Genomic DNA, 24,307 nt, shown 5'->3' with positions numbered 1-24,307 from the left:
GAAGCGCCGATATTCGTCGGTCCGCCAGCGCCCTAGATCACAGTCCCGGGGGCAGGTGCTCGGTGAGCCGACCGGCCTTGACGCTGGTGATGAAGGCCGCCCAACTCTTTCCGTCAAAGACGAGGGCAGCCTTCGAGGTGTCCTTGCTGTCGCGCACACCGATACCCTCGGCCGCAAGGTCTGCGACCTCGACGCACTGGCCGTTCCCACTTGAACGGCTGCTCTTGATCCAGGTCATCCGTCTACCTCCACCTGTCACAGGCTCCCCGCTGTCACCTGCCGGATTTCATCGCCGCGACGAACGACGTCCACGCGTCAGTGTTGAACGCCAGCACGGGACCGGTCTTGTCCTTACTGTCCCGGACCATGACCGTCGTGTCGCCCGGCGCTGCGACCTCGACGCAGTTCCCGTCGCTGTTCGACTTACTGGACTTCCGCCATTCCATGGGACTTCTCCTTGATGAACTTGACTGACTCCGCCGGCGACATCGCCAGCGTCTTCAGGTGGTCGTAGACGGCGTTGAGTTTGCGCAACTCGTCGGGCGACTCCAGGAACAGCGCTCCGAATCCCTTCGAGTTCAGCCATAGACCAACGTTATAGTCGTCGCGTGCAGCTGCGGTACAACTACCGCGTCTACCCGACGCCGTGTCAGCGGGAAGCGCTGGCGCGGGCGTTCGGGTGCGCGCGGGTGGTGTTCAACGACGGGCTGCGGGCGCGGCAGGAGGCGCGAGCCGAGGGTCGGCGGTACTTGTCGGACGCCGAGTTGTCGAGGCGGGTCATTACCGAGGCGAAGAAGACCCCCGACCGGGCGTGGTTGGGTGAGGTGTCGGCGGTCGTGTTGCAGCAGGCGTTGGCGGATCTGAATGTGGCGTACCGCAATTTCTTCGCCTCGCTGTCCGGTAAGCGCAAGGGCCGCAAGGTCGCGCCGCCGCGGTTGCGGTCGCGTAAGGACAACCGTCAGGCGATCCGGTTTACCAAAAACGCCCGGTTCGCGGTGTTGGGCAACGGCCGGCTGCGTTTGCCGAAGATCGGCGACGTGGAGGTGCGCTGGTCGCGGGATCTGCCGGCAGAGCCCAGCTCGGTCAGGTGATCAAGGATGCGCCCGGCCGGTACTTCGTCTCGTTCGTCGTGCAGACCACCGACGAGCCGCTGCCCGAGACGGACTCGGAAGTAGGCATCGATCTTGGCCTGACCCACTTCGCGGTCCTGTCGGATGGCACGAAGGTGGCGGCGCCGAAGTTCCTGCGCCGAGCGGCCCGGAAACTGCGCCGGTTGCAACAAGACCTGTCCCGCAAGGCCAAGGGATCGAACAACCGCAAGAAAGCCGTGGTGAAGGTCGCTCGCGCCCATGCGCGGGTGGCCGACACCCGGCGAGACTGGAATCTCCGTCCTTCAAAGCGGAGAGATCGTCAATGGGCTGCCTGCCGTGGAGGCAGCTCGTTGTAGATCAGCGCGGCGGCAACGATAGCGGGGAAGAAGGAGACGGTTAGCGCGACCGTGGCGAGATCGACCCACTCGGGGTACACCTGACCGAACGCGGCGGGCAGCGCTTCGTCGAGCCCATCCACCGGTTCGTCGGCTGCGTACAGCCGGAACCCGGAGCAGAAACAGCACAGAACGCTGAACAGGGTCGTTACGAGCGCGGCAATTCGTGCAATTCGTCGGCCGGTCCTGGCCCAGATTCCCGTGCCTACAAGAAGAGGCGTGAAGAGGCACGCGTGCCAGAGGGTCAGGCGGACCTGGAAGTGAAAGTACTCCGCCTTCCAGGTGATTTGGTAGCTCTCGACCGGGACGTCGGACTCTAGCGCTGCGGCGTTTACCGCCGCATCTATGTGGAAGTGGGCGTATCCGGCACCGATCGCCGCAAACAGGAGCGCTGACGCCTGAAGAACCATCAATCCGCTTGCGATGTTGAGCTGCGCAGAAACGTGGCGACGGGTGTTCCCGCCAGGCGTCTTGAGGCTCTCAGGGGTCACGCTGCGATGGTAGACGCCATGATCATCGACCGGCCACAGTGGTAGCCGTGGCCGCGCGACCGCGTTCTGTACACCGCGCCTGTTTTGAGGGCCTCGGAGCAGAATGCGGTGACTGTTGCGCGGCAGAACGTGCGCTATGTCGCGCTCGCGTGTGCACCAATTACAGTGGACGGCCGGTGACCCGGTGCCGATCAGACATCTAGTCCGAACGGTCTATACGACGGCCATTGGATGTCTGGCAGTCTGCCAAGATCCCCTTTCCTTCGCCACGGGAGACTCATGCCTCTTCGCCGTACGGTGGCGGCTGCGTTCGCACTGGCTGTTCTGGGGCCGATCGCCCCGGCCCATGCCGCGCCGCCGCCCTCCGCTCCGAAGCTCGACATCGAAGAACTGCCCCGGCCGGCGCGCCCGGATGAACGCAAGGAGACCGCGTACGACCCGAACTCCGTTCTGGTCCGGTTCAAGCGCGGCGCCTCGGCTGCGGCGAAGGACAAGGCGTTGACAGGCCGCGGCGCGCGCAGCGCCAGCGCCGTAGCTGGGACCGGGTACGTCAAGGTCCGCACGCAGGGCGCGGCGACGGACATGCTCCGGGAACTGCGTCGGGACCCCGCCGTGGAGAGCGTCTCGCTCGACTACCGGCGGCATCTGACCGCCGTGCCCAATGACCCCGGATACGCCTACGGCGATCAGAACTACCTCAACACCATCCGGCTGCCCCAGGCGTGGGACCGGACGAAGGGCTCGGCCACCCAGGTGATCGCGGTGGTCGACACCGGCGTCGACGTCAACCATCCCGACCTCAAGGGCCGGACCGTTCCCGGCTACAACGCGGTCACCCCCGGCGCCGCGCCGACCGACAGCGAAGGCCACGGCACGATGGTCGCCGGCATCGCCGCGGCGAACACCCACAACGGTGTCGGCGTGGCCGGTGCCGCCTGGACGGGCCGGATCATGCCCATCAAGGTGTTCGGACCGGGCGGCACCGCCTTCGACTCGGACATCGCCGAGGGCATCATCTGGGCCGCGGATCGCGGCGCGAAGATCATCAACCTGTCGTTGGGTGGCCCGGGCACCAGCTCGACCCTGCATGACGCCGTCAAGTACGCCACGAGCAAGGGTGCCGTGGTTGTGGTGGCGGCCGGCAATGAAGGGGACGACACGCCGCAGTACCCGGCCGCCTACCCCGAGGTGCTCGCGGTCGGCGCCACCGACACCGCCGGCGCGCTGACCGACTTCAGCTCCTGGGGCGATTGGATCGACGTGGCCGCCCCCGGCTTCGGGATCGTCTCCACCGGTCCGGGCAACCAGTACTACATCGGCAGCGGAACGTCGTTCGCCGCGCCGCTCGTGTCGGGCGTCGCCGCCCTGGTCCGCACGGCGTACCCGAGCCTCACGCCCGCTCAGGTCATCGCCCGGCTGAAGGACACGGCCCGGGACGCCGGGCCGCGGGGCATCGACCCGTACTACGGCAACGGGGTGATCGATGCGTTCCACGCCGTGGGTGGCGCGTGGGCGGCGGAGTTCCCGCAGCGTGCCGCAGGCGCCGCCGAGCCCAACGACGTTCCGGCCCGGGCCATCGCGTTCACCACGTCGATCACCGGCACCTCGGCGATGGAGGGTGACGTCGACTGGTACCGCTACGAGTCGGACAGGGAGAAGACCGTCACGTTCCGCGTGACGCCTCCGGCGTACAACGACACGTGGGCGCAGAACTCCGACCCCATCCTCGAGGTCTACGACAAGGAGCTGCGACTCATCGGTCGGGCCGACAGCCCCAACGTGACGGCGCAGGAGACGGTCACCGCAATGCTGGCGGCGGGCCGGTACTACGTCGCCGTCCGCAACTACAACGGGGCACCCGACACGCGGCCGTACACCCTGGCCGTCTTCGGCGACTTCAGCGCGGGGCCGTCGCCCGCGGGCGAGCAGACGTGGGTGTGGGATGTCTCGCCGGCCGACTTCGCCTCCGGGGTTGCGCGAGGCGCGGCGCCCGCGGTGAGGTTCCAGCGCATCGTCGATCCGGCGTCGGTCACGGCGGATACCGTCCGGCTCGTGCACGGACGTACCGGCGCGACCGTGGCGGCCACGCCGGCCTTTGACGCGGCCACCCGGACGGTGGTGCTGACGCCGGAGGCCGCGTTGCAGGACAACACGCCGTACCGGATCGTCGTGGACGGGGTGCGCGACACGGACGGAGCCGCGCAGGCCGAGCGGTTCCGCACGACGTTCCGCACCGTGGACGAGGCGCCGTCGCCGGTGGGGAACCCGCGCGCGACCGGCGGCGTGGGCACGGCGACGCTGTCCTGGACGACGCCGGCGATCAGCGACCTGGATCAGGTGATCGTGCGGATGGCGGTCGGCCTCACCCCGCCGTCGTCGCCGACCAGCGGCACCGCCGTGTACGCGGGCACCGGCAGCAGCGTCACCGTGTCGGGCCTGAACGCGCGCAACGCGTACGCGTTCGGGGTCTGGGTCCGGGACCGCAGCGGCAACCTCTCGGCGGCGGCGAGCGCGCGGCTGATCGGCAGCAAGGTTCTGATCAACGGCGGTGCGACGACCATCACCCGCGGCCAGGCCGCGGTGGTCACCGCGAAGGTGGTGCGCGGCGACAAGCTTGTCGCGATCACCAACGTGCCCGTGCAGCTTTACGTCAGGACCAAGGGCAGCACCACGTGGACGCTGGTCACCACCGTGACCACCAACCGGTACGGCAACGTGGCCCACACCCACAAGCCGTCATCGAGCGTGGACTACAAGTGGGTCTTCCGGGACTCGACCGCGTACATCGGCGCGGAGAGCGCCGTGCGGGCGGTGACCGTCTCATAGGGAACGTGCCGGCGTATCCGTTGCCGTTCCATCGGCAACGGATACGCCGGAAAAACCGTCGCAGGGGGCTGGCAGGCTGCGCGGCATGCCGACATGGACATTGATGGAGTTGGAGATTGTGCTGCGCGCGGCCTGGAGCGCGGCGACCTGCGATCCCGTCGACCTGCCGGACTGGCATCCCGGCAACCCGGCGCGGGGGCAGTGCGGCGTGACCGCACTGGTGCTGCAGGACCTGTTGGGCGGCGACCTCATGCTCGGCCAGGTACACGTCGACGGCGAGCAGATCATGTGGCACTGGTGGAACCGGCTGCCCGGCGGGCTCGAAGTCGACCTCACGCGCGAGCAGTTCGCTCCGCACGAGGTGGTCGTCGGCGGCGAAATGTTGGAGCGGCCGGCGGGCCCGCCGAAGCGGTGCCGCGAGCAGTACGAGCTGCTGCGGGCGCGGGTGCTCGACGCGCTCGGAACGGAGACCCCGGCGGCGGAATAACCGCAATGCGCGACGGGCGCGTGCCGGAACTGGCACGCGCCCGTCGGAAAAAGACGTACGTCAGCGGCTCTGCAGCGCGTCCAGCGCGACGGCCATGGCGATCACCAGGCGGCGGTCGAGCTGCGGGTTGTGCACGTCCACAATGTACTTGTCGCGCAGGCCCCACTTCTTGACCACCGAGAAGGCCGGCTGGCCGCCGATGGTGAAGTCGAAGTGGTACGGCAGCCAGGAGAGCGAGTCGACGAAGCGGCGCAGGATCGCCACGGCCATGTTCCGCTCCTGGCCGACCGCCTCGCCGAGCCCCGGCTGCTCCACGATCCAGGTGGAGCGCAGCAGCGACGCGGCGAAGTTCTTCCGGAACAGCCCGATCGCGTTGCCGGCGGCGTCCGTCACGTCGTACGTCGCGCCGAGGTCGATCACCTGGCGGGCCTTGAAGCCCAGCACCGGCTGCTGCTTGGTGTCGTCCGTGTAGAGCGTCACCTGCTCCTTGAAGGCCAGCCGCTTCTGCTGCGCGAAGGCGAGCAGCTCCCCCTCGGAGCCGTCCGGCGCGACCGCGCGCACCTCGTACTGGTTGACCATGAGCCGCACCCGCTGCCGCACGTGGAACTGCCGTTGGGTCTGCAGCGCCTGAAGATCCATATCTGCTCCCGCGTGTTGAGATTCATTCACGAAGATTTGCCCGCGGCGGAGTGTCGCACAGCGTCGTCGGCCGCGCGGTCCCCGCCATGGCGTGACCAGCTCCTTGATCGACGGGAAAGGCGGGAACGGCGCGGTGGTGGCGTGGTTATGGTCGGGGTCGTGTGGCGGCTGACGGGGTTTCCGCGACCGACGCCGGGGGAGCGACTGGACCGGCTCGTCGGGGCACGCGTCGCGCGGCTGCCGCCCGGCTCCGGCAGCGTCGTCGTGGTCGCCGGATCGGTGGCACGGCTGCGCGACCTGACGAGCGACCCGGCGACCCTGGGGCCCGCGCGGCGGCTCCTGGTCCTGGTGGCCCGGTGGCGCGCCCCGCACCGGGACTGGTCGGGCCGGATCGGCGTGCTCGACCACCTTCTCCGTTACCGGGTCCGGCTCCCGGCCGGTGGGCGCGGCACGGCCCGGGTCGGCCTCCGGGTCGGCGCGCCGGCCCCGCTGCGCGATCTCATCGCCGCGGCGCTGCCCGCGCTGGCCCCGACCGCGCCGCTGCCCGCGCCGGGCAGCGCCGACGTGACCGCCCACGGCCTGCTGCCCGCGTACCTGCCCGCCCACCCCGGTAACCGGGTCGTCGCCGGTGACCTCGCGCCGAACCCGGAGATCCGCCCGCACGACCTGCTGCTGCGCCCCGGCGGGACGGGGACGCCGCCGCCCGACCCGCGGCAGCTGCCGACCACCGCGGCCCGGGCCGCCGAGCCGGCCGAGCCGCGCTACGCCGTCGCGTACACCTCGACGCGGCACGTGGCCCACGCCCCGACCGGGCCGCTGATCCTGGTGGACGCGGAGCGGGTCAACCCGGTCGGCCGCCGCGGCTCCTGCTACCAGCCCGGCGCCCCGCGCGTGGTGCTGGAGTCCGGGCCGGCGGGCGGGCCCCGCCCGGTCGGCGAATCGATCGTGCTGCGCGGCCCGACGCTGGACGTCGGGACGGTCGCCCGGCTGCGCCGGGTCGGTCGGGTGCGCTGTCCGCGGCTGCCGGAGCGGGACGCCGTCGGCGCCGCCACCCTGCTGGTGCAGTTGGCGATGACCGGCGTCGTCCTAGACGTACCCGCGTTGCCGCCGGCGGTGGCCGAGCTGCTCGACCCGGCCCTGCGTGCCCTGCTGGCCGCCCGCCCGGCGCCGACCGACGCCCTCGGCGCGGAGGCGCAGAGCGTCCGGCAGCGCCGTGCGGCGCTGCGCGGCCACGCCACCGGGCTCGCGCTGCCCCGCGCGGCCGGCGCGACCTTTCCCGCCCTCGCCCGGCCGCCGTCGGTCAGCGCCGTCCTGCTGACCCGCCGGTCCACGGCGCTCCCGGCCGTGCTGGACGCGATCGCCGCGCAGACCTACCCGGAGCTGGAGATCATCGTCGGGCTGTACGGGGTGGCCCCGCCGGCACAGCTCCCCGTCCACGACCGGCGGATCGAGCTCGTGCCGCTGCCCGCCGGTCTCGGCCTCGGCGCGGCGCTGGGCGCGCTGACCGCACGGGCCGCCGGCAGCCTGATCAGCACGTTCGCCGACGGCGACAGCTACGGGCCGGAACACGTCTGGGACCTCGTGCTCGCCCGGCACTACTCGGGCGCGACGCTGGTCGGCAAGGCCGCCGAGTTCGTGCACCTGCCGCCGCTCGACACGACGGTTCGGCGGCCCGGCGTGGCGGAGTCGGAGACCGAGGTCGTCGCGGGCGGCGCGATGCTGATCTCGCGGGGCGACCTGGAGGCGGTGGGCGGATGGCGCCCGGCGCCGCGGTCGCCGGAGCGGGCGCTGTTCGAACGGGTCATCCGGCACGGCGGGCGGATCTACCGGACGCATCCGCTCGGCTACGTCCACCGCCGCCGTGGCCAGGGACAACCCGGCCGGGGCGGCGACGGCTATCTGCTGGACACCGGGGCCGCGCGGTGGCGGGGGCTGCCGCCGCACGAGGAGTTCGGCGTCGACCCCGCGCCGCAGCGCCAGCCGATCTGACGCCGGAAGCGGAGCAGAGCCCGCGTCGCATGGGCCGGACCTGGCGGGGTACTCGGGTGGGCAGAAGAGCCGCACACGACGGGAGGCCGCCAGATGCCAGCACGGCCCGGCAGCAACGCGTACGACATCAAGCGTGCGCGGCTGCGTCATTCGCTCGAGAACGCCGGACAGGCCGTCGACGACGACGCGAACGACGTCGCGAACGAGATCCTCCAGGAGGACCGCGGCGCGCAGGGATTCGTCCGGGGTCCCCGTGGGCTCGGCCCGAAGGGGGAGCGGGGGCGGGGTGAGCCGAGATGACCCGAGGCCAGACGACGGGAGGCCGGACTCACGTGGTCGACGGGATCGTCGCCGGCGCGGTCGGCACCCTCGCCATCGACGCCGCCACCTACCTGGACATGACGGTGCGGGCCCGACCGCCGAGCAGCACCAGTCAACAGAGCGTGGCGAAGCTCGCCGAGGTCACCGAGCTCGACCTCGGCCCCGAGCAGCAGGCGTCGAACCGGCGCTCCGGGCTGGGGCCGCTGCTCGGGTACGGGATCGGCCTGACCACCTCGGTGGCGTTCGCGCTGCTCACCAAGGGGCGGCGTGTGCCCCTGCCCGTGGCGGCGGTCCTGCTCGGGGCCGCCGCGATGGTCGCCGCCAACACCCCGCTGACCGCGCTCGGCGTCACGAACCCGCGTCGGTGGAGCCGCAACGACTGGCTCTCCGACATCGGCCCGCACCTCGCGTACGGGCTGGCGAGCGCGGCCACCTGGAACCGGTTGAGCAGCCGCCGCTGACGGCGCTCACCGGGTCAGCTCGTCGGCGAGCTTCGCGTCGAGCGACACCCGCACCAGCGCGGAGGCCAGCCGCGGAAAGTCCCCGTCGTCGGTGAGCGCGGCGAGTCGGTCTGCCGAATCCGGCAGCCGCACCCGCTGCGCCCCGGCGACCACCCGCCGGTCCGCGTACGGCCGGACGTCCGGCCACACCACCTGCACCTCGCGCAGGAAGATGTCCGTCCCCGTGGCACCGATGCCGGGAAACTCGTCGAGCAGCCCGCGCAGCCTGCCGAGGTCGCCGTCCGCCGCGGCGTGCAGGCGGCGCAGGTCGCCCCTCCACCGGTCGAGGCAGAGCTGCGCGCTCTCGCCCAGCATCGTCGCGGTCCGTTCGTCGTACCGCCGGTAGTGCCCGCGCCCGAGCGCGTCCACCCGCTCCTGCCAGCCCGCCTGCGCCATCCGCCCGGCGGAGCGGTATCCCGCGGCGAAGAGCTCCCGCGCCGCGGCGATGCCCATGCCGGCCCGGATGCGGGTGCTCAGCACCGTCGTCAGCACCAGCAGCTGGTAGAGCGGCTCCGGACGGTCGGCCAGCCGGATGCCGGCCTCCTCGGCGTACGTGCGTCCGTGCCGGTCGAGCAGCGCCGTCACCAGTTCGTGATCCTTGCTCACCCGTCCCGGTTACCCGCGTTCGGCCGGGGTACCCGATACAGAACAGTTCCGACTCCGCCAGCGAGAGGAAGCGGACATGACCAACGTGCAACAGCCGGAGATGCGCCGCACCGGGACGAATCCCCTGGTGCAGGAGAGCAAGACGCCGCGTCCGGGGGACCGGCGTGCGCCGGGGGCGCAGGGCGGCGGGGCGCGGCCGGTGCCGCCGGAGCAGGTGTCGCCGTACGGGCCGGCCGCTCGGCCGGTCGCGGAGAGCAGTTCGGAGGACGAGGACGAGGCGGGGGTCTAGCCGGCGTCATCCGTCGGGGTCCGGGTCGGCGAGGGCCGGGGCCCCGGCGGCGGCACCGCCTCTACTGTCGCACCGATGGAGCGCGGGCGGATCACCGACGACGGGCCGCGGGAGGCGGACGCCTACGGGCACGGGGGCAAACGGAACGTGCTCGGCGTGCTGGTCGACGTCGTCGACTACGACGCGGTGGTCCGCCGGGTCCTGGAGGCGGCCCGCGCGCGCCGGCCGCTGGCCGTGACGGCGCTCGCGGTGCACGGCGTGATGACCGGGGTACGGGAGCCGGCGCACAACGCGCGGCTGAACGGCCTGGACGTCGTCGCCCCGGACGGGCAGCCGGTGCGGTGGGCGTTGAATCTGCTGCACGGGGCGGGGTTGCGCGAGTGGGTCAGCGGTCCGGAGCTGACGCTCCGCGTGCTCCGCGGGATGGCCGGCGAGCACCTTCCCGTCTATCTGTACGGCTCCACGCCGGAGATCCTCGGGGCGCTGTCCCGCTCACTGCGCCACGTTGTCCCCGGGCTCCGGATCGCCGGGGCGGAACCGTCGAAGTTCCGGACCGCACGGCCCGGCGAGGAGATCGCCGTCGCGGAGCGGATCCGCGCCTCGAGCGCCCGGCTGGTGCTCGTCGGACTGGGCTGCCCACGCCAGGAGGTTTTCGTCGCCGCGATGCGGCCGCTGCTGGACGTGCCGCTGCTGGCCGTCGGGGCGGCGTTCGACTACCACGCCGGACGGCTGCGACCCGCTCCACTGTGGATGCAGCGGTCGGGGCTGGCCTGGTGCTGGCGGCTCGCAATGGAGCCGGGGCGACTCTGGCGGCGCTACCTCGGGCTCAATCTCGGCTATCTCGTGCGGCTGGCGGCGCAGGCGACGCGGCTGTGGCAACCGTGTCCCCCGCCACCGCGAGGCGACCGGGCGGACATCGTTCCGCTGTGAGCCGTGACCGTTTCGCCGCCGGTCGTGTCGGACGTCCCGGTACGCACCCGCGGTCCGTCCCGACGCCGAAGGCCCGGCGGCGCTGCCCGACAGGGCGGTATCGCGCGGACCGCCGGTCAACCACCCCCCGCCCGTGTCAGGCTGAATGCGATTCGCACGGCACATTCGCCGCACAGCGCACGGGGCGACCGGACAGTTAGCGAGGGGGCATGTGCGGTATCTCTGGCATGGTTTATGACCCGAATACCCGACTGGTGGATCCGGATCGTCTACTCGCGATGTGCCGCACTCTTTCCCATCGCGGCCCCGACGACGAGGGAATGTACGTCACCGGTAATGCCGGCCTGGCGATGCGGCGGTTGGCGGTGGTGGACGTCAGGTCCGGCCGGCAGCCGGTCCGCAACGAGGGAAAGAACATCCACGCCGTGTTCAACGGCGAAATCTACAATCACGTCGCGCTCCGCCGGGAGCTGATGCGTCGCGGGCACCGCTTCGAATCCGCGGCGGATTCAGAGGTGATCCCGCACCTGTACGAGGAGCACGGACCGGACTTCCCGGGCCGACTCGAAGGAATGTTCGCGATCGCCGTCTTCGATGAGGCCGCGCAGCGGCTCGTGCTGTGCCGCGACCGGATCGGGATCAAGCCGCTCTACTACGCCTCGTCCCCGACCGGCCTGGTGTTCGGGTCCGAGATCCGGGCGATCCTCGCCGCCGGCGTGTCGGTCACGCTCGATCCGCAGGCGCTGAGCAACTACCTGTCGCTGATGTACGTCCCGGGCCCGCGCAGCATTTACCACGAGATCCGTAAACTGCCGCCCGCCACCACGCTGATCTGGGAGAACGGCGTCTGCCGCACGCGGCGGTACTGGGACCTGGCGCGGCACGAGCAGCGCGCGGACCTGTCGCGGGACGCGGCGGAGCGGACGCTGCGCCAGTTGGTCACCGACAGCGTCGAGCGGCACCTGATGGCGGACGTGCCGCTCGGGTTCTTCATGAGCGGCGGGATCGACTCCACGTCCGTGGTCGCGGCCGCCCGGCGGGCGCGCCCCGACGGGATGCTCCGCACGTTCACCGTGGGCTTCCCGGACCGGTCGTACGACGAGCGGCCCGAGGCGGCGCTGGTGGCTCGGCACCTGCGCACGAACCACACCGACCTGGCGGTGGAGCCGCGCGCCGAGGACGTGGTGAACCGGATAGCGCCGAGCTTCGACGAGCCGTTCGCCGACCCGTCGATGGTGCCGACGTACTACCTGTGTCAGCTGGCGCGCGAACACGTGACGGTGGCGTTGAGCGGCGACGGCGGGGACGAGTTGTTCGCCGGCTACCACTCGTACAAGGCCGACAAGCTCGCCCGCTACTACCGCTATCTGCCGCGCGCGCTGACCGGCCGGCTCGCACCGGAGCTGCTGCGCTTCATGCCGACCTCGCACGCGCGGGCGAGCCTGGACTTCCGAGCCCGCCGTTTCGTCGAGAACGCGCTGGAGGACCCGGCCCGCAGCCACTACCTGTGGCGGGTCGTCTTCCGCGAGGCGCGCAAGGCGCGGCTGCTCCGACCCGACCTGTACGCCGAGGTCGTCGACGCGTACGAGACGCACGAGCCGCACTATCTGGCCGGGGACCGCTTCGACGCGTTGACCCGTTTCCAGTACACCGACGCCAACGTCTACCTCGTCGAGGACGTGCTCGCGAAGATGGACCGGCTGAGCATGGCGCATTCGCTGGAGGTGCGGGTGCCGCTGCTCGCCACCCCGGTCGCCGAGTTCGCGTTCTCCCTGCCCGGCCGGCTCAAGATGCCCGGCTACCGACCGAAGCGCCTGCTCCGGGACGCGATGGCGGACGCGCTGCCACCGAAGATCGCCACGATGCGCAAGAAGGGCTTCAACGCCCCCCTGCCGCGCTGGCTGACCGGGGTGTTCCGCCCGCTCGTCGCGGAGTACCTGAGCCGCGCGGTGGTCGAACGGCAGGGGTACCTGCGCTTCGAGGAGGTGGACCGGCTCGTCACCCAGCACATGGAGCGCACCGCCGAACACAGCCGGGAGCTCTGGACGCTGCTGATGTTCAGCCTCTGGGTGGAAGAGCACAAGGCGTACCGATAGCCGAGCAGTCCGACGATGGGGGCGTCATGGACGTGTGGCTGTTCCTGGCCTCGCTCCTGCTGACCGTGGCCACGACCCGCGCCCACCGGCGGCGGTCCCGCTGGACCGTGCCGCCGTGGACGTACCGCAGATCCGTCCTGGCCAGCGTCGGCCTCGCCGTGCCCGTCTGGTGCTGGTCCCACTGGAGCGGCGGTGTTCCGTCGCGCGCCTCGCTGGCGACGGTGGCCGGGGCCTTCCTCGGCGGGCTCGTGACCACGACCTCCACCGTCGGGCTGGCGGAGGAGAACGCCCCGCCCTCGCCGGGCGTCCGGCAGAAGGTCCTCGCCTACCACGCCGGCCTGCGGTATCCGGCCGAGCCGCGCCTCAAGCGCGTCCTCGACGTCACGCTCGCGCTACTCGGGCTGGCCGTCACCGCGCCACTGTGGATAGTCGTCGCGCTGCTGATCTGGTTCGAGGAGCCCGGGCCGATCCTGTTCATCAAGAACTCGGTGGGTCGGGGCGGCGTGACGTTCCGGCAGCTGAAGTTCCGGAGCATGCGCTACGACGCGGAGCGGCTGACCGGACCGATCGCGTCGCCGGCGTGCGATCCGCGGACGCTGCGGTGCGGCCGGTGGCTGCGGCGCTGGCACGTCGACGAGCTGCCGGAGCTGGTCAACGTGCTGAACGGGTCGATGAGCATCGTCGGGCCGCGGCCGCTGCGCACGGTGCTGGTGCAGCGGTATCTGGAGGAGATCCCGGGCTTCGCGGAGCGGCACGTCGTCCGGCCCGGCATCGCCTGCATCGCCCAGATCGAGAAGTACCACATCGCGCCGGCGGAGCGGCTGCGCAAGGACAAGGTCTACATCCGGCGGATGAGCGTCGGGATGGACGTCCGGATGTTGGGTCGGGCGGTGGTCACGACGGTGCGGGGCGAGCGGGAGAGCTAGCGCGTGCCGCGGTGGGGGCGAAGACCTCGCGTACGGCGGCGGCGAACCGGCGGTGCGGCACGGCCGCGGCGGCGACGAGCGCGTCCGCCATCGTGTCCACATCAGACAGCACAGGTAGTGCGCGCGGCCTCAGCCCCCGGTCCCGCAACGCCCGCGCGGTGCGCGCCCCGGTGTCCGGCCGCGACATCGGAACCGTCCGCAGCGCCACGGCGTCGTCCGGCCGCCGCAGCCCCAACGCCCACCAGCCGCCGTCGGTGGCCGCCCCCAGCAGGGCCTCCGCCCCGTCGGCGAGCTGCCGCAGCGCGCTGTCCAGGACGACGGCGGGCACGTGCGGGGTGTCCATGCCGAGCTGCAGGACGGGGCGTCCCGGAAACCGGGCCGCCACCTCGGCGTGCGCCGCGGCGAGCCGATCGGCGAAGGTCGCGCCGCGCTGCCCGAAGACCGTCCAGCCGCGCAGGGCCCGCGCGATCCCGGCCGACCGGTTGGCGTGGCGCAGCTCCCCGGTCAGCGCCAGCGCGGCGGTGGCGCCGGTCGCGGCGACCACGTCGAGCGTGTCCAGCAGCGCCGCGGCCGCGATCCCGGCCGCCTGCGCCGGTGTGGCCGGCGGGCACAGCCGCGTCTTGACGGCGCCGGCCACCGGGGCCTTCGCCACGACCAGCAGGACCGGTCTCACGCCAGCACCCGCGCCATGTCCCGGGTCGCCCGCAGTGTCCCCCGCACCGACCCGGAGACCTTCGACCGCGTCCCGGCGATCCGCGGCCGGTACGGCACCGGCCGCTCCGCGATCCGCCACCCCGCCGCGGCGGCCCGGACCAGCAGCTCCAGCGGGTAGCCGAACGCCCGGTCCCGGACGTCCAGTCGCAGCAGGTCGGCGCGGCGGAAGGCGCGGACGGGGGCGATGTCGTGCACCGGCGCCCCCCGACGCCGCAGCAACGCGGCGAGCGCGGCGTTGCCGGCGCGGGCGTGCCACGGCCAGACGCCCGGCGCGACCGGGACGCGCCGGCCGACGGCGAGCTCCGCGGCGCCCCGCTCGACGAGCGCGACCAGCGCGATCAGGTCGGCCGGGTCGAGCGACCCGTCGGCGTCGATCACGCAGACGATGTCGGCGGTGGTGGCGTTCAGCCCGGTGTGCACCGCGGCCCCGTACCCCCGGCGCGGCTCCACCACGACCCGCGCGCCGCACGCCGCGGCGACCCGGGGCGACCCGTCCCGGGAGCCGTTGTCCACCACGACGGCCCGGTAGTGGCGGGGCAGGCGTGCGAGGACGTGCGGCAGCGCCGCGGCCTCGTCAAGGCAGGGAAGTACGACGTCCACCGGGCACGGGTCGGTCATGCCGCGACGTTTCCGGTGGTCGCCCGCCTAAACCCGACCGGGCATTCGGCCCCCGCCGCGGTGTCGCGCCGATAGCGTGACCGCGTGCAGGACGCGGGGCCGGCGGTCCGCGCCGGCCGGCGGATCGACCCGGACCTCGCGGTCGCCGGGGCCGCGCTGGCGCTCGTCGCGCTCGCCGTGACGGTCGGCGCGGCGCTGAACCACGCCGGCGTCCCCGTCTACGCCAGCACCGCGCCGATCTTCGCGCGCTGGGGGCCACGGGTCGGGCCCGGCACCCCGCTCGCGCTGCTGGTGGCCGCGGCCGTGATCCGGTACGGGCCGACGCTCGCGACCCGACTGCGGTGGCGGCGGCTGCTCGCCGCGGCGTACGGCGGCGCCCTCGCGTGGACCGTCTCGCTCGCCCTGGTCGACGGGTGGCACGACGGGCTGGCCACCAAGCTCGACCAGGAGCAGGAGTACCTGCCCGAGGTGGCCGGGGTGCACGACGTCCCGGCGATGCTGCGCGGCTTCGCCGGCCGGATCGCCGACTTCCAGCCCGACTCGTGGAACACGCACGTCGCCGGGCATCCGCCGGGCGCGCTGCTGGTCTTCGTCGGACTGGATCGGGTTGGTCTCGGCGGCCCCGACTGGGCGGCCGCGGCGTGCGTCGCGGTGGGGGCGCTCACCGCGGTCGCGGTGCCGGTCGCGCTGCGGGCGCTCGGCGGCGACGCGGCGGCGCGGGCCGCCGTACCGTTCGTGGTGCTCTTTCCCGGCGCGGTCTGGCTGGGGGTCTCCGCGGACGCGGTGTTCGCCGGGGTCACCGCCGCCGGTGTCGCGCTGCTCGCGGTCGGCGGGGCGCGGTCCGGCGGTCGCGGGCTCCCCGCCGCGCTGGCCGGTGGGATCCTGCTCGGTGCCGGGCTGTTCCTCTCCTACGGCCTGACGTTGATGGCGCCGCTCGCGCTCGCCACCGCGCTGGTGCTGCGGCGGGTGGCCCCGCTGCTGACCGGCGCGGCCGGCGTGCTCGCCGTGGTCGCCGCCTTCGACGCCGCCGGCTTCCGGTGGTCCGAGGGCTACCGGCTCGTCGTGCACCGCTACTACCAGGGGATCGCCCACGAGCGCCCCTACGCCTACTGGGCCTGGGCGAATCTGGCCTGCCTCGTGCTGGCCGCCGGCCCGGTCGTAGCGCCGGTGCTGCGGCGGGTGCTGCGCACGCTGCGGCCGCCGGCGCGGTCGATCGCCGCCCGACTCCGAACCCCGGCGGTGGCGCTCCCGCTCGCCGCCGCGGTCGCGATCGCCGCCGCCGACCTGTCGGGGCTGAGCAAGGCCGAGGTCGAACGCATCTGGCTGCCGTTCGCGGTGTGGCTGCTCGCCGGCGCGGCGCTGCTCCCGCCGGACCGGCGGCGTGGGTGGCTCGCCCTCCAGGCGGTGACCGCGCTCATCGTCAACCACCTGCTGCTGACCGTCTGGTGACCGCCGCCGCCTGGCGCGCGGGCGCCGGCGGAAACAGCCTGGCCCGCCCGGCTCAGGGGCGGCCCGCCGAGGGACGCATCGGCTCGGTCGCGAACGCCGCCATCCCGGTCGCGAAGTCCCGCTCCGCCCGGAACCCGAGCACCGCCGCCGCCTTCGCCGGGTCCGCCACCACGTGCCGCACGTCCGCCGGGCGGCAGCCGCCGATCACGACCGGAGCCGGCCCGTCGGTCGCGGCGGCCAGCGCCTGCGCCAGGTCGCCGATCGTGTGCGGCTGGCCCGAGCACACGTTGACGGGCTCGAAATGCCCGTCGGGCAGTTCCGTCTCGACGGCGAGCCGGTTGGCCACCGCCACGTCGTCGACGTGCACGAAGTCGCGGCGCTGCAGTCCGTCCTCCAGCACCCGCGGCGCCTCGCCGCGGGCGAGCGCGGAGCGGAACAGCGAGGCCACGCCGGCGTACGGGGTGTCGCGTGGCATGCCCGGGCCGTAGACGTTGTGGTAGCGCAACGCCCACACCCGGCCGCCGGTCTGGGCGGTCCACGCGGCCGCCAGATGCTCCTGTGCCACCTTGGTCGCCGCGTACGTGCTGCGCGGCGCGAGCGGCGCGCTCTCGGTGACCAGGCCGGGACGCAGCTGTGTGCCGCACTCGGGGCACAGGTGCTCGTAGCGGCCGGCGAGCAGGTCCTGCGGCCGCCGCCGCTCCACCCGTACCTCGTCGTGCGCGTCGCACGCGTAGATCCCCTCGCCGTAGACCACCATGGAACTGGCCAGGACCAGTCGCCGCACCCCGGTGCGGTACATCGCGGCGAGCAGCACGGCGGTGCCGTAGTCGTTGTGGCTGGCGTACGCGGGGGCGTCGTTGGGGTTCAGCCCGTGCCCGACCATCGCCGCCTGGTGGCAGACGATGTCCACGTCGTTCAGGAGCCGATCGAGCAGCTCGGTGTCGCGGACGTCCCCGATGATCACTCCGGGCGCGTCGGGCCGGCCGTCGCCGTGCGCCTCCGGCAGCAGCGCGTCCAGACCGACGACCTCGTGACCCCCGCTCCGCAGGGCCCGGGTCACACTCCCGCCGATGAACCCCGCCGCACCGGTGACCAGCACCCGCATCCCGCGAGAATAGCGACCGGAGCGTCGCGTCGGACCCGATTCGCGGCCGAGCGGCACATGGCGCCCGGAGTGCTTACTTCGGCTTCATCGCTGCCGATGTGCCATTGGCTGAGGCGGACGGGCGGGGAGGTGACGGTGGCCGGTCGAGGCGAGGGCACGGTGCGCCCGTTCCGGCTGACCCCGGACCTGTCGTTGGTCGCGGTGCTGACCGTCGGGGTGTTCGCATGGCTGGCCGGGGCGCTGCTGGGCTGGTGGCGGGCGCCGCTGGTCGCGTGGATCGCCGTCCAGGTCATCGCGCTGGTCACGGTCTGGCCCGCCTGGCGCACCGCCCGGATGCCGCAGCTCGCCGAGCCGGCCCGCCGCTTCTGGCGGTCGCTCGCGTTCGGCGTGACCCTGTTGGCGGTGGGCTCGGTCAGTGGCGCGTTCGATGCGCTCGCCGGCCCCGACGCCCCCAGCCAGCGGGTGAGCCCGCGCACCATCGTGTTCTACATCGGCACCGTGCTGTCGGTGTTCTGGGCCCTGCTCCGGCTGCCGGGCGCCCGCCGCTCCCGGTCGAACCGCCTGCAGTACATCCTGGACACCGGCGCGGTCATGGTCACCGCCGCGATCTTCGCCTGGCATTTCTCGTTCCGGGAGTACGAGCAGTGGCGGCTGGCCTTCGGCACCGTGCTGGCGCTGGGCGTGGTGATCGTGCTGTCGTGCGTCGCGATGCTCGCGTTCGTCAAGATCACGGCGGTCGGTACCGAGCTTCTCGACCGGACCGCGCTGCGGATCCTCGGCCTGGCCACCGCGGCCAGCGCCGCCACCGGGGCGCTCGCCCCGGCACTCAGCGGGCTGCCGTACGTGCACGGCACCCAACTCTCGGTGCCGACCGCGTGCCTGCTGCTCGCCCTCGCCGCGGACCGGCAGCGACGCGCGGCCGGCGTCGCCGTTCCGCCGTCCCCGCCGCGGCGCGGCTGGAGCGTTCTGCCCTACGCCGCCGTCGCCGCGACGAACGCGCTGTTGCTGATCGAGTGGACCGGCTCCCCACCGCTGTACCTGGTGGGCGGGGCGGTCGCGCTCACCGCCATCGTGGTGATCCGGCAGATCGTCGCGTTCGCCGAGAACAGTCGGCTGCTCGCCCGGGTCGACCACAGCCTCCGCGAGTTGCGCGAGGCCCGCGATCAGCTCGCCCAGCAGGCCACCCGGGACGACCTGACCCAGCTCGCCAACCGGCGGCTGCTCCAGCAGCACCTCGACGACGCGCTGGCGCGGTTCGCGCCGGAGACGGTGCACCTGGCGTTGATCGACCTCGACGACTTCAAGACTGTCAACGACCGGCTCGGGCACCACGTCGGCGACGACCTCCTGGTCGCCGTGGCGCAGCGGCTGACCGGGGTGACCGGTCCGCCGACGCTGGTCGGCCGGCTCGGCGGCGACGAGTTCGCACTGGTGATCGCGCCGGCGTCGAGCTGGCAGGCGGACGCCGCCGTGCAGCTCGTCGCCGAGGCGCTGCACCGCCCGGTGCACGCCGGCGGCCACGAGCTGCTCGTGCAGGCGAGCGTCGGGCTGACCGACGCGGTTGACACCCGCGAGCCGCGGGAGCTGCTGCGCCGCGCCGACGTGGCGATGTACGCGGCCAAGGAGCGGGGCAAGCACCGGCTGGCCCGGTACGAGCCGTCGCTCGACCACGACGCCCACGAGTACGCGCGGCTCGGTGCGCAGCTGCGGCGGGCCATCGACGAGGGGGAGCTGTACCTCGTCTACCAGCCGATCGTCGAGCTGCCGGCCGGCCGTACCGTCGCGGCCGAGGCGCTGGTCCGGTGGCAGGACCCGGAGCGCGGCTTCGTGCCGCCCGACGTGTTCATCCCGGTCGCGGAGCGCAACGGCCTGATCGTGCCGCTGGGCGAGTGGATCCTGCGGGAGGCATGCCGGCAGGCCACCCAGTGGCAGCCCCGGGACGGGCACGCCGTGCACCGGATCTCGGTGAATGTCTCCGCCCGGCAGCTGCGCGAGCCGGCGTTCCCGGCGACCGTGGCCGCGATCCTCGCCGAGACCGGTCTCGACGCGGGTCGGCTGGTCGTGGAGATCACCGAGACCGCGGTCTTCGACGGCGGCGTGGCGCTGGACTCCGTACGCGCCCTGCACGGGCTCGGCGTGACGGTGGCGCTGGACGACTTCGGCACCGGGCACTCGTCGCTCGGGCTGCTCCGCACCTGCCCGGTGGACGTCCTCAAGGTCGACAAGAGCTTCGTCGACGAGGTGACGACGCAGAGCGACCAGGCGGTCATCGCGACGGCGTTGATCCAGATCGCCGGCGGGCTGCGGCTGCAGGCCGTCGCCGAAGGGGTGGAGACCGCCGACCAGGCCACCCGCTTGCACCAGCTCGGGTACCGCTACGCCCAGGGCTACCACTTCGCGCGTCCGATGCCGGCCGCCGATCTCACCCGGCTGCTGCAGGCCGATACCCCGGACAGCGTCCCGGCCTAGCTTCTCGGGCCCGCGGTCGGTGCGCCGCGCCGGCTCCGTAGCGTCGTGCCCGTCTCCGCCACGGACGACCAGGCTTTTCGGTCTCCACCGAACGGTCCATTCAGGTTGTTGGCAGGGTTCCGTTATGCAATCGTGACGTATCCATGCCCGGACTACTGCGGGTGAGACGAACCTTCCCGTTCGGGTGATTTAGCGCGGTTTTGCGGTCCCCGCCCTCACACGGCTTGTTAACCACCGGTGACGGGAAGTGACCTTCGACCGTGACATCGGTTACTGGTCAGTAGCACGGGGGTTGTGAGCCACCTCTCTTCGCGAGAGCATCGGGCCCAGCCCTGCAGACCGGCCGAATCCCCCGCCGGAAGGGGCAGCTCATACCACCCATGCTCCCAGTCGTCCGGCGTGCCGACGCGCCGACGACAGCCACGGAGGAGGACCCGTGAAGGTTTCACAAGGCAGTGCGGTGCAGGGACGCACCCGGTGGCGGCGCTTCGCCGTCGCGATGGTCCCCGCGGCCGCCGTCGCCGGCGCGATCGTTTTCGGCATGGCCAACGGCGCGATCGCCGCGTCGTTCGCCGTCTCCGGCCAGACCTTCAAGGTCTCGGCCTCGAAGCTCGAGGGTGACGGCTTCGCCCAGTACGGCGGGCTCGTGCACGACCGGACCGGCGCCGAGTCCCCGGTCGCCGTCTCCGGCATCCGCAGCGCCAAGCTCTACGACCTCTGCCAGTCGGTGAAGGTCCCCGGCGCGCCGATCGTGCTCACCATCAACGCGGGCGGCGACGGCGACCCGGCGACGGCGAGTAACCTGATGATCGACATGAACTCGCTCGAGGGCGACGCGACCTTCACGAACATCGAGATCGGCCGCGACGCGAGCACCCTCGACGCCGGCCCGGCCAGTGCCAAGGGTCAGGCAGGCGCGTTCGGCCAGCAGGCCGACAGCGTTGTGATCACCGACCTCAAGCAGGTGGCCCGCTCCACCAGCGCCGGCACCTTCGCGCTGACCGGCCTCAAGCTCAACCTGAACGTCGGCCCCAACGCCAAGGAATGTTTCTGAGCTAGCCACGAGGCCCGCGGATGGCGCCGTCCGCGGGCCTCGCTCGCATCACACCCGCCAGATCGCAGGAGGAGTACGTGACAAGCGCGGACCCGCAGCACGTGCGTGTGAGCGCGCCTGCTGGTGGCTGGCCGTCCTTCCGTCGGTGGCAGCGCGCCCGACCGTTCTGGGGCGGACTGTTCACCATCCTCTCCGGTGGGGAGATCTTCGCGACCACTCAGATGACGCTGGGCGGGCTCAGCTTCCAGATGGGGCCCACCGGCTTCCTCTCCTGGCTGATCCCGACGATCCTGGTCGCCTGCGGCCTGTTGATGTGGTTGACCCCGCAGCACCGGATGTTCTACGCGATCATCGCGTCGATGACCGCCGTCTACTCGCTGATCGCGGTCAACCTCGGCGGGTTCTTCATCGGGATGCTGCTCGGCATGGTCGGTGGCGCCCTCGGGTTCGCGTGGACGCGGGTTCCGGTGGCCACCGGCCAGCCGGACACGGCGGTTGGCGACGGCGGCCAGCCGGCCGACCCGGAGTTCGACGAGCACGAGGCCGCGGGCTATGACGACGGCGACGGGCGGCTGGCCGACGTGCTGCCCAGGCCGCGGGACCCGCTCGCAGACCCGGTGGAACCGACCGGGGAGCAGCCGGCCTACGGTCGTCACGGCTACGACCGGGCCGGTCATCACCAGCCGGGCTGCGACCAGGCCGGGCACGACGAGCCCGGCTACGAGCACCCCGGTCACGAGCAGCCGGACTACGAGCAGCCGGACTACGAGCAGCCCGACTACGAGCAGCCCGGTTACGACCAGCCGGGCTACGACCCCCGGCGTCACGAGCAGCCCGGCGCGGCGGGGCACATTCCGACGCACCGGCCGGGCGAGCCCCCCGTGGTGCCGGGCAACGGCCAGGAGTTGCCGCGTCGCAGCCCGCGACTGCTGGCGATCACCCTGGTGCTGCTCAGCGTCTCGGCCATCGGGCTGACGGCCCTCTCCCGGAACACCCCCGCGCTGGCCGCCCCCGCGTGCCTCCCGGCCGTGCCGCCCGCCACGCCGACGCCGACCGCGACGCCGTCCGCGCCGCCGAACGGTGACGGCGGGCAGGAGGGCGCGAACGACGGCAACCTGGTCACCGACATCATCGACGGGATCACCGGCATCCTCGGCATCGGCGACGAGGAGAAAACCGAGCAGCCCGCCGCGTCGGTGACGCCGGCCCCGACGGTCGCCCCGACCGCGAAGCCCGCCGCCACGCCGGACCCGACCGCCACACCGGCCCCCACGACGTCACCCGACGTGCCCGGGGCCTGCCCGGAGAAGCCGGCCGATCCGACGCCCGGTCCGGACGGGGTGAAGCGGCTCCCCGCCGATCCCGACCAGCCGCCGGTGGCGAAGAAGCCCTCGCTGCTGACCGGCTCGAAGGTCACCATGCGGGGCCTGCGGATGGACGGCATCGTGCAACTGCCGACCGTCGGTGGCGGCACCATCGAGGCGCTGCAGTTCTCGATGACGCAGGCGGTCACCGACGACTTCCTGCTGCAGGCGCCGGGCCCGGCCGGCAAGACCATGCGGTTCCAGACCCCCGAGCTGGCGGTGCGCGGCGACGTCAAGTTCTACGCCAGTCGGTTCGTGGGGTGGATCGGGCCGATCAAGCTCACGCTCACGCCGGAGTCGCCGATCCCGCCGGACGGGATCCCGCTCTCGGTGCCGCTGATCAGCTTCACCGACCCCCAGATGGACCTCGTGTTCGTCAGCTCGAACGTGCTGACCGGTCAGCCGACCCTCAAGGTCACGCTCGCCTGACCCGTTCCCCCCGGCTGCGGGCCGGCGCCGTTCCCCCCGGTGGCGCCGGCCCGTACGTCAGCTTCCGGCCCTCGCCAACGCGTGCCGGTAGACGTCGAGCATCGCGGCGCCGTACCGCTGCGGGGTGTGCCGCACCGCCCGGGCCCGCGCCGCGGCGCCCTGCCGCCGCGCCGCCGCCGGATCGCGGAGCAGCCGGGTGACGGCGGCGGCGAAACCGGCCGGGGACCCGTCGGCCAGCACCGCGGTCTCGCCGATCGCCCCGGAACGGTGCAGCACCGGATCGGCGAGCACGCTCGGCACCCCGGCCAGCGCTGCCTCCTGCAGCACCAGCCCCTGCGTGTCGGTGCGGGACGGGAAGGCCAGCACGTCGGCCGCGGCGTAGGCGTCCGCCACGGACCCGCCCGGCAATTGCCCGGTGACCACCACCCGGTCGCCGACGACGCCGGAACACTCGATCAGCCGGCGCAGCCAGCGGCGCTCGTAGACCGCGCCGACGAGCACCAGCCGGGCCTGCGGCTCGGCGGCCAGGATCCGCGCGAACGCCGGCAGCAGCAGGTCGACACCCTTTTCCCGGTTCACCCGGCCGACGAAGAGCACCACCCGGTCGGTCGGCGCGATGCCGTACCGGTCGCGGAACGCGGCGGGCCCCGCCGTCCCCGCGCGCTCCGGCACGGCCGCCGGAACCAGGAAGATTCGCTGCTGCGGTACCGGCAGGCCGGCGCGGGCCAGCACCGCCGGCGTGGGAACGACGACGGCATCCGCGTCGGTCAGCAGCAGGCCGTTGACGGCGTCGACCACCCCGTGCCGGGTGCGGCCGTCGGCGCGCGGCGGGTCCGTGACGCCGAGGCGACGGGCGTACAGCCGGACGAGCAGCCGGAGCGCCGCGATCGGAATGCGGTACGCGTCGACGTACGCGTGCAGATCGGTGTGGTACGTGTGCACGATGGGCAACCCGAGGCGGCGCGCGACGAGCGTGCCGAGCAGCCCGACCGGGCCCGGCGTGTGCACGTGGATCAGGTCCGGCCCCCAGGCGGCGACCCGCTCGACCTGCGCGTTCGTCGGCCACGGCAGCAGCCGCAGGTCGGCGACCCCGCAGGCCAGCGCGCGCAGGCCGAGCAGCTCGGGCGCCGCCGGCTGCTGCCGGTGCCGCGGCACCACCGTGAGGCAGCCGTGACCGGCCGCGGTCAGCGCCTCGGTCAGCGTGTGCAGCGACGAGATCACGCCGTCCCGACGGGGCAGGTAGGTGTCCGAGAAGTGCGCGATCTGCAGGGCGCGGGACGGGGCTCGGCCACCCGGTCGTGTCGCCGCTGGGGTGAGCAGGGTGGGTGCGGTCATGACGCCTCCCGGCAGAGGTCGGGGTACGGCTCCGCGCGTCGGTCAGCTACTGGCTGCCCGGCGCGTCGGTCTGCAAACGCAGTGGACCTTCTCGACCGGATTGCCGGCGGGCCGCAGGGTGGATTTCGGGCGACCGCTCGGTGACATGTGCGTGGCGGTGCCGCCGCGGGTGCGCGGGACGGGT

Annotated in this window: 25 protein-coding genes; 15 read left to right on the top strand and 10 right to left on the bottom strand. The window is 72.8% G+C overall.

Going from position 1 to position 24,307, the window contains the following annotated elements:
• Nucleotides 1-37: 37 nt before the first annotated feature.
• The 3 genes from BLW47_RS04195 to BLW47_RS25990 are packed head-to-tail and all read right to left on the bottom strand — an operon-like array spanning nucleotide 38 to nucleotide 582.
• Nucleotides 38-238 (bottom strand): DUF397 domain-containing protein, encoded by a 201-nt coding sequence (locus BLW47_RS04195; RefSeq protein ID WP_091551543.1) that lies wholly within the window; start codon nucleotides 236-238, stop codon nucleotides 38-40.
• A gap of 34 nt (nucleotides 239-272) precedes the next feature.
• Nucleotides 273-446 carry a DUF397 domain-containing protein gene (locus BLW47_RS04190; protein WP_091551540.1) on the bottom strand — a complete coding sequence of 58 codons (174 nt, stop codon included), beginning with the start codon at nucleotides 444-446 and terminating at the stop codon, nucleotides 273-275.
• On the bottom strand, nucleotides 424-582 hold the full coding sequence (locus tag BLW47_RS25990; RefSeq protein ID WP_425435342.1) for a Scr1 family TA system antitoxin-like transcriptional regulator: 159 nt from the start codon (nucleotides 580-582) through the stop codon (nucleotides 424-426). The genes BLW47_RS04190 and BLW47_RS25990 overlap by 23 nt, the downstream gene beginning before the upstream one ends.
• A gap of 26 nt (nucleotides 583-608) precedes the next feature.
• Between BLW47_RS25990 and BLW47_RS25325 the strand changes: the two genes are divergently transcribed.
• Both BLW47_RS25325 and BLW47_RS25320 read left to right on the top strand, forming a co-directional pair.
• Nucleotides 609-1,091 (top strand): RNA-guided endonuclease InsQ/TnpB family protein, encoded by a 483-nt coding sequence (locus tag BLW47_RS25325; RefSeq protein WP_217634769.1) that lies wholly within the window; start codon nucleotides 609-611, stop codon nucleotides 1,089-1,091.
• Nucleotides 1,088-1,447, top strand: a complete 360-nt coding sequence (locus tag BLW47_RS25320) for a transposase (RefSeq protein ID WP_217634768.1) — start codon at nucleotides 1,088-1,090, stop codon at nucleotides 1,445-1,447. The genes BLW47_RS25325 and BLW47_RS25320 overlap by 4 nt, the downstream gene beginning before the upstream one ends.
• Here BLW47_RS25320 and BLW47_RS04180 read toward each other — a convergent pair.
• Nucleotides 1,411-1,977: a hypothetical protein gene (locus BLW47_RS04180; protein ID WP_091551537.1), complete on the bottom strand. Its 567-nt coding sequence runs from the start codon at nucleotides 1,975-1,977 to the stop codon at nucleotides 1,411-1,413. The genes BLW47_RS25320 and BLW47_RS04180 overlap by 37 nt on opposite strands.
• A gap of 279 nt (nucleotides 1,978-2,256) precedes the next feature.
• On the opposite strand from BLW47_RS04180, the gene BLW47_RS04175 reads away from it, so the two are divergent.
• Nucleotides 2,257-4,803: a S8 family serine peptidase gene (locus BLW47_RS04175; RefSeq protein ID WP_175543487.1), complete on the top strand. Its 2,547-nt coding sequence runs from the start codon at nucleotides 2,257-2,259 to the stop codon at nucleotides 4,801-4,803.
• Nucleotides 4,804-4,888: 85 nt separating this feature from the next.
• Nucleotides 4,889-5,290 (top strand): YunG family protein, encoded by a 402-nt coding sequence (locus BLW47_RS04170; protein WP_091551532.1) that lies wholly within the window; start codon nucleotides 4,889-4,891, stop codon nucleotides 5,288-5,290.
• A gap of 60 nt (nucleotides 5,291-5,350) precedes the next feature.
• On the opposite strand, the gene BLW47_RS04165 is transcribed toward BLW47_RS04170, so the two are convergent.
• On the bottom strand, nucleotides 5,351-5,929 hold the full coding sequence (locus BLW47_RS04165; protein WP_091551529.1) for an LURP-one-related family protein: 579 nt from the start codon (nucleotides 5,927-5,929) through the stop codon (nucleotides 5,351-5,353).
• A gap of 159 nt (nucleotides 5,930-6,088) precedes the next feature.
• On the opposite strand from BLW47_RS04165, the gene BLW47_RS04160 reads away from it, so the two are divergent.
• The 3 genes from BLW47_RS04160 to BLW47_RS04150 all read left to right on the top strand — a co-directional run bounded on the left by BLW47_RS04160 (nucleotide 6,089) and on the right by BLW47_RS04150 (nucleotide 8,700).
• A complete protein-coding gene (locus BLW47_RS04160; protein ID WP_139307153.1) occupies nucleotides 6,089-7,918 on the top strand; it encodes a hypothetical protein in 1,830 nt (609 codons plus the stop codon).
• A 93-nt stretch (nucleotides 7,919-8,011) separates the two neighbouring features.
• Nucleotides 8,012-8,218 carry a phosphatidylethanolamine-binding protein gene (locus tag BLW47_RS04155; protein WP_091551525.1) on the top strand — a complete coding sequence of 69 codons (207 nt, stop codon included), beginning with the start codon at nucleotides 8,012-8,014 and terminating at the stop codon, nucleotides 8,216-8,218.
• Nucleotides 8,215-8,700 carry a hypothetical protein gene (locus BLW47_RS04150; RefSeq protein WP_091551522.1) on the top strand — a complete coding sequence of 162 codons (486 nt, stop codon included), beginning with the start codon at nucleotides 8,215-8,217 and terminating at the stop codon, nucleotides 8,698-8,700. The genes BLW47_RS04155 and BLW47_RS04150 overlap by 4 nt, the downstream gene beginning before the upstream one ends.
• A gap of 6 nt (nucleotides 8,701-8,706) precedes the next feature.
• On the opposite strand, the gene BLW47_RS04145 is transcribed toward BLW47_RS04150, so the two are convergent.
• Nucleotides 8,707-9,345, bottom strand: a complete 639-nt coding sequence (locus BLW47_RS04145) for a hypothetical protein (RefSeq protein WP_091551520.1) — start codon at nucleotides 9,343-9,345, stop codon at nucleotides 8,707-8,709.
• Nucleotides 9,346-9,421: 76 nt separating this feature from the next.
• Here BLW47_RS04145 and BLW47_RS04140 point away from each other — a divergent pair, with 76 nt between their 5' ends.
• The 4 genes from BLW47_RS04140 (at nucleotide 9,422) to BLW47_RS04125 (ending at nucleotide 13,586) form a co-directional block, all read left to right on the top strand.
• Nucleotides 9,422-9,634, top strand: coding sequence for a hypothetical protein (locus BLW47_RS04140; protein ID WP_091551517.1), 213 nt, complete (start codon nucleotides 9,422-9,424; stop codon nucleotides 9,632-9,634).
• A gap of 75 nt (nucleotides 9,635-9,709) precedes the next feature.
• The gene (locus BLW47_RS04135) at nucleotides 9,710-10,564 is read left to right on the top strand and encodes a WecB/TagA/CpsF family glycosyltransferase (protein ID WP_091551515.1); all 855 of its coding nucleotides are present in this window, start codon (nucleotides 9,710-9,712) and stop codon (nucleotides 10,562-10,564) included.
• A 209-nt stretch (nucleotides 10,565-10,773) separates the two neighbouring features.
• Complete coding sequence (gene asnB, locus BLW47_RS04130; protein ID WP_091551512.1) at nucleotides 10,774-12,660, top strand: asparagine synthase (glutamine-hydrolyzing); 1,887 nt, start codon at nucleotides 10,774-10,776, stop codon at nucleotides 12,658-12,660.
• 26 nt (nucleotides 12,661-12,686) lie between these two features.
• Nucleotides 12,687-13,586 (top strand): sugar transferase, encoded by a 900-nt coding sequence (locus BLW47_RS04125; protein ID WP_091551509.1) that lies wholly within the window; start codon nucleotides 12,687-12,689, stop codon nucleotides 13,584-13,586.
• Here BLW47_RS04125 and BLW47_RS04120 read toward each other — a convergent pair.
• Nucleotides 13,555-14,259, bottom strand: a complete 705-nt coding sequence (locus tag BLW47_RS04120) for a TIGR04282 family arsenosugar biosynthesis glycosyltransferase (protein WP_091551508.1) — start codon at nucleotides 14,257-14,259, stop codon at nucleotides 13,555-13,557. The genes BLW47_RS04125 and BLW47_RS04120 overlap by 32 nt on opposite strands.
• Entirely contained in the window at nucleotides 14,256-14,918 is a 663-nt protein-coding gene (locus BLW47_RS04115) for a glycosyltransferase family 2 protein (protein WP_091551505.1), read from the bottom strand. Before BLW47_RS04115 ends, BLW47_RS04120 begins: the two co-directional genes overlap by 4 nt.
• A gap of 84 nt (nucleotides 14,919-15,002) precedes the next feature.
• Between BLW47_RS04115 and BLW47_RS04110 the strand changes: the two genes are divergently transcribed.
• Nucleotides 15,003-16,367: a hypothetical protein gene (locus tag BLW47_RS04110; protein ID WP_245736329.1), complete on the top strand. Its 1,365-nt coding sequence runs from the start codon at nucleotides 15,003-15,005 to the stop codon at nucleotides 16,365-16,367.
• A gap of 52 nt (nucleotides 16,368-16,419) precedes the next feature.
• Here BLW47_RS04110 and BLW47_RS04105 read toward each other — a convergent pair whose 3' ends face one another.
• Nucleotides 16,420-17,472: an NAD-dependent epimerase/dehydratase family protein gene (locus BLW47_RS04105; RefSeq protein WP_091551503.1), complete on the bottom strand. Its 1,053-nt coding sequence runs from the start codon at nucleotides 17,470-17,472 to the stop codon at nucleotides 16,420-16,422.
• 135 nt (nucleotides 17,473-17,607) lie between these two features.
• Here BLW47_RS04105 and BLW47_RS04100 point away from each other — a divergent pair, with 135 nt between their 5' ends.
• The 3 genes from BLW47_RS04100 to BLW47_RS04090 all read left to right on the top strand — a co-directional run bounded on the left by BLW47_RS04100 (nucleotide 17,608) and on the right by BLW47_RS04090 (nucleotide 22,788).
• Nucleotides 17,608-19,941 carry a putative bifunctional diguanylate cyclase/phosphodiesterase gene (locus tag BLW47_RS04100; protein ID WP_245736328.1) on the top strand — a complete coding sequence of 778 codons (2,334 nt, stop codon included), beginning with the start codon at nucleotides 17,608-17,610 and terminating at the stop codon, nucleotides 19,939-19,941.
• Nucleotides 19,942-20,440: 499 nt separating this feature from the next.
• The gene (locus tag BLW47_RS04095) at nucleotides 20,441-20,995 is read left to right on the top strand and encodes a DUF6230 family protein (RefSeq protein ID WP_091552528.1); all 555 of its coding nucleotides are present in this window, start codon (nucleotides 20,441-20,443) and stop codon (nucleotides 20,993-20,995) included.
• Between the two features lie 77 nt (nucleotides 20,996-21,072).
• Nucleotides 21,073-22,788, top strand: a complete 1,716-nt coding sequence (locus BLW47_RS04090; protein ID WP_245736326.1) for a DUF6114 domain-containing protein — start codon at nucleotides 21,073-21,075, stop codon at nucleotides 22,786-22,788.
• Nucleotides 22,789-22,845: 57 nt separating this feature from the next.
• On the opposite strand, the gene BLW47_RS04085 is transcribed toward BLW47_RS04090, so the two are convergent.
• Nucleotides 22,846-24,123, bottom strand: a complete 1,278-nt coding sequence (locus BLW47_RS04085; RefSeq protein WP_091551499.1) for a glycosyltransferase — start codon at nucleotides 24,121-24,123, stop codon at nucleotides 22,846-22,848.
• Nucleotides 24,124-24,307 lie beyond the last annotated feature (184 nt).

Source organism: Micromonospora pattaloongensis (assembly GCF_900107255.1).
Taxonomy (GTDB): Bacteria; Actinomycetota; Actinomycetes; order Mycobacteriales; family Micromonosporaceae; genus Micromonospora_I; species Micromonospora_I pattaloongensis.
The sequence above is the reverse complement of the archived record's forward strand: the minus strand, read 5'-3'. Positions and strand labels throughout refer to the sequence as shown.

Bases quoted from the DNA above. Each gene is read 5' to 3' on its own strand.
- BLW47_RS04195 (WP_091551543.1), bottom strand. From the start codon at position 238: ATGACCTGGATCAAGAGCAGCCGTTCAAGTGGGAACGGCCAGTGCGTC.
- BLW47_RS04190 (WP_091551540.1), bottom strand. From the start codon at position 446: ATGGAATGGCGGAAGTCCAGTAAGTCGAACAGCGACGGGAACTGCGTC.
- BLW47_RS04175 (WP_175543487.1), top strand. From the start codon at position 2,257: ATGCCTCTTCGCCGTACGGTGGCGGCTGCGTTCGCACTGGCTGTTCTG.
- BLW47_RS04170 (WP_091551532.1), top strand. From the start codon at position 4,889: ATGCCGACATGGACATTGATGGAGTTGGAGATTGTGCTGCGCGCGGCC.
- BLW47_RS04165 (WP_091551529.1), bottom strand. From the start codon at position 5,929: ATGGATCTTCAGGCGCTGCAGACCCAACGGCAGTTCCACGTGCGGCAG.
- BLW47_RS04155 (WP_091551525.1), top strand. From the start codon at position 8,012: ATGCCAGCACGGCCCGGCAGCAACGCGTACGACATCAAGCGTGCGCGG.
- BLW47_RS04150 (WP_091551522.1), top strand. From the start codon at position 8,215: ATGACCCGAGGCCAGACGACGGGAGGCCGGACTCACGTGGTCGACGGG.
- BLW47_RS04140 (WP_091551517.1), top strand. From the start codon at position 9,422: ATGACCAACGTGCAACAGCCGGAGATGCGCCGCACCGGGACGAATCCC.
- BLW47_RS04135 (WP_091551515.1), top strand. From the start codon at position 9,710: ATGGAGCGCGGGCGGATCACCGACGACGGGCCGCGGGAGGCGGACGCC.
- asnB (WP_091551512.1), top strand. From the start codon at position 10,774: ATGTGCGGTATCTCTGGCATGGTTTATGACCCGAATACCCGACTGGTG.
- BLW47_RS04125 (WP_091551509.1), top strand. From the start codon at position 12,687: ATGGACGTGTGGCTGTTCCTGGCCTCGCTCCTGCTGACCGTGGCCACG.
- BLW47_RS04115 (WP_091551505.1), bottom strand. From the start codon at position 14,918: ATGACCGACCCGTGCCCGGTGGACGTCGTACTTCCCTGCCTTGACGAG.
- BLW47_RS04105 (WP_091551503.1), bottom strand. From the start codon at position 17,472: ATGCGGGTGCTGGTCACCGGTGCGGCGGGGTTCATCGGCGGGAGTGTG.
- BLW47_RS04095 (WP_091552528.1), top strand. From the start codon at position 20,441: ATGGTCCCCGCGGCCGCCGTCGCCGGCGCGATCGTTTTCGGCATGGCC.
- BLW47_RS04085 (WP_091551499.1), bottom strand. From the start codon at position 24,123: ATGACCGCACCCACCCTGCTCACCCCAGCGGCGACACGACCGGGTGGC.